The following is a 3,090-nucleotide window of genomic DNA, read 5'->3' on the forward strand; positions in this document are numbered from 1 at the left end:
GCGTGCCGCCCCCGTGGGTCCGCGCGGCGGCCCGCGCCGGGTGGCGCCCGGGGGGGGCGCGCCGGGCCGCGGGCCGCGGCGCGTGCGCGCGCGGTCAGTCGCAGGTGACCTCGTCACGCGGCGTGTAGCGGGTGTGGAACGGTTCCCGCTTCACCTCCACGCCGTCGTTGCGGAAGATCCGCTCCACGGTGACGTCGAATCCCTCCAGCGGGGTCTGCGGCTGGCAGTCCTTCTCCGCGCCGGGCCGGGTGCCGGGCTCCTTGATGTTCGTCCGGGGGCCCTTGCTGGCCTCCACCGAGTCGTACTTCTTGGTGCCGAGGAAGGTCACCGTGATCGAGGTGTCGGTGGAACTCGTCAGGATGTGCAGGGCCTTGCCGGAGTCGTTGGCGAACTTGAGGTCCAGACTGCCCCAGGCGACGGTGGCCTCCCGGCCCTCCGGATAGCGCTCGATGTAGAAGGAGTGCGCGCCGTACTCCACGGGCTTGACCCCGGCGAAGAAGATGGCGTTGAACATCGCGGTGGCCACCGTCGACACGCCGCCGCCGGACGCCTTGGTGTACTTGTCGTTGAGGATGATGATCCCGTCGACGAACCCGTTCTCGGTCGTCCGCTCGCCCACGGTGTCGTTGAAGCTCCAGGTCTCGCCCGGCATGACCGTCGAGCCGTTGATGAGCTCCGCGGCCCGGCCGATGTTCTTCGTCCGGTACGCGGCCTTCTCGAAGTTCGCGGTGAACGACGACACCTTCTCCGTCAACCCGAGCTCGGGGAGCTTCGCGCGGGTCAGCGTCGGCTGCTTCTTGACCGTGGCCACCTCGCCGGTGCGGGCGGCCCCCGACTCGGTCAGCAGGGGGACGACGGCCTTGGTCAGTGCCTCGGACGTGACCTTCTGGCCGGGGGTGCCGTCCGTGGCCACGGTGACCCGGTCGCCGTCCAGCCGCAGGGTCGCGTCCTTGGGCTCGGTCGTGACCGCGTCCACGGCGGCGGCGGCCACTGCCGGATCCTTGAACAGGCCCTTGCCGTCGAGCTCGGGCTGGAGCCGGTTCTTGTCGTCCGGGCGCATGCTGAGGTGTTTGCTCAGCGTGGCCGGAGTGAGGGTGATCCGTCCCTCGTCCGTGGTGAGGACGATCGGCGCGGAGAGGGCGGGCCGGGCGAACTCGCGCATCGCGCGTTCCGTCTCGGCCGCGCCGACCCGTGGTGCGCTCTCGCGCACGGGCAGGGTGACGGTCTCGGGCTCCGGCGACAGGTAGGCGTCGCGCAGCAGGTCGACGGACTCGTCGACGTTCAGGGACAGCCCGGTGCGGGCCGGGACGGCCTTCGGGGCACCCTTGTCGAAGGTGACCGCTCCCTCACGCACCGTACGGTCGTGCTTCTCCGCCAGGTCCTGCACGGCCTGACGGGTCCGGTCCTCGTCGATGCGCACCACCGGATCGACCGGACCGCCGTCCGACGCGAAGAGGTTGCCGATCACCGTGAACGGGCCCTTGCCCGACCTGGTGGCATCGGCGGCGGTCTCCTCGGTGTCCACCCGGAAACCGGCCGCAGCCGGTGCCACCCGGTCGGTGCCGTCCCCGACGGTCACGTCGATCGGCGCCGTGGTGACCGTCCGGAGCTCCCGGTCGAGCTTCTGCCGGGCCTCGCCCTGCTCCAGCCCTCCGATGTCCACCCCCAGGACGCTCGTCCCGGTGGGCGCTTCCTCGGCCGTGAGCAGCAGGCCGGTGAGGTAGAGCGCGCCCGTTCCGAGCACGGCGGCGCCGCCCACGGCGGCAGCGGGATGTATTCGGCGGCGCATGGAACTCCCCGGGATGGCCGGCACGGAAACGGCCGGGACGCGGCCCGGCCGGTGCGATGGTACTCACGACCCTACCGTGCCAAATATAGTCAAATGGTAAATGGCTGGAAGGGGCCGCTAGCCGGCTGATGATCGACTGCGCAGCGACCGCCGCCGGCCGTCGGGCCCGCCCCCGTCGAGCCGGGCCCGACTCCGGGACGCCCGGTCCGCAGACCGCAACGACGCCCCGGACCCGGCTCACTGGTGCGGGACCACCGCCACGGGGCAGCGGGCGTGGTGGAGGGCCGCATGGGCCACGGAGCCGATGAGCCCGCCGGTCGGGGTGTAGCGGGCCCGCCGGCCCACGACCAGGAGCTCCGCACCGGTCGACGCGGCGAGCAGGACCTGCCCGGCGCTCCCGATCTCCACGTGTTCCACCACGGGCACCTCGGGGAAGCGCTCCCGCCACGGCGCGAGCACCTTCCGTAGTTCCTCGCGCTCCAGCGGCTCCAGGCCGCCCGCCTCATCGGTGCGGTGCAGGAACTCGCGGCTCAGCGCGTGCAGCGGCGGCAGGTTCCACGCCCGCACGGCCCGCACCGGGACACCTCGCGCGGCGGCGGCGGCGAAGGCGAAGCCGAGCGCCGGGTCGCTGTCCTCGGCGGTGCCCTGCTGACCGACGACGACCTCCCCGCTCGGGCGGGGGCCGTCCTCGGTGGCGCGCACCGAGACCACGGGCCGGGTCGTGTCGGAGATCACCCGCTGACCGTGCGATCCGAGCAGGAAACCCAGGACCGGACCCTGGGCCCGGGATCCGAGCACCAGCATCTCGGCGTCACGCGCCGCGGCGAGCAGTGCCGGAACCGGCGCTTCGGGAAGCACCTCGGTGGTGACCGACAGTTCCGGGCGCCCGTCCGCAGCCCGTGCACCCGCCTCGGAGACCACCTGTGCGGCGGCCCGGTCCAGCGCGTCGTCCCCCTCGATCACGGGGAAGTCGCGCGGCTCCCACCACGGTGCGTGGACGATCCGGAGCGGGAGCCGCCGCAGGGACGCCTCCCGGGCCGCCCAGTCGACGGCTGCTTCACTCGCCGGTGAGCCGTCGACCCCGACAGCGATAGCGCGGGTCATCTGCCATGCCTCCTCGTGACGCGACGGAGCGGCGACGTCACCGCTCCGTGCCCCAGCCTTCCGCACCTGCCGGAGCCGGGGCAGGGCCGATCGTCCCGAGAACGGTGCCCGCTTTCCTGCGAGGGGGCCGGAGACCGCCGGGCCGGGGTCCGGCCCCCCCGGCGGGGGCAGGTGGTTAACGTCCATGACGGCCCCAC

The 3,090-nt window shown here is 73.0% G+C and carries 2 protein-coding genes; both read right to left on the bottom strand.

Annotation, left to right across the window (positions count from 1 at the left end):
* Positions 1–94: 94 nt before the first annotated feature.
* Entirely contained in the window at positions 95–1,789 is a 1,695-nt protein-coding gene (locus ACFWIA_RS17985; protein ID WP_387005829.1) for a VanW family protein, read from the bottom strand.
* Between the two features lie 237 nt (positions 1,790–2,026).
* On the bottom strand, positions 2,027–2,893 hold the full coding sequence (locus ACFWIA_RS17990) for a universal stress protein (RefSeq protein ID WP_387005831.1): 867 nt from the start codon (positions 2,891–2,893) through the stop codon (positions 2,027–2,029).
* Positions 2,894–3,090 lie beyond the last annotated feature (197 nt).

The organism is Streptomyces sp. NPDC127068 (assembly GCF_042724695.1).
GTDB lineage: Bacteria > Actinomycetota > Actinomycetes > Streptomycetales > Streptomycetaceae > Streptomyces.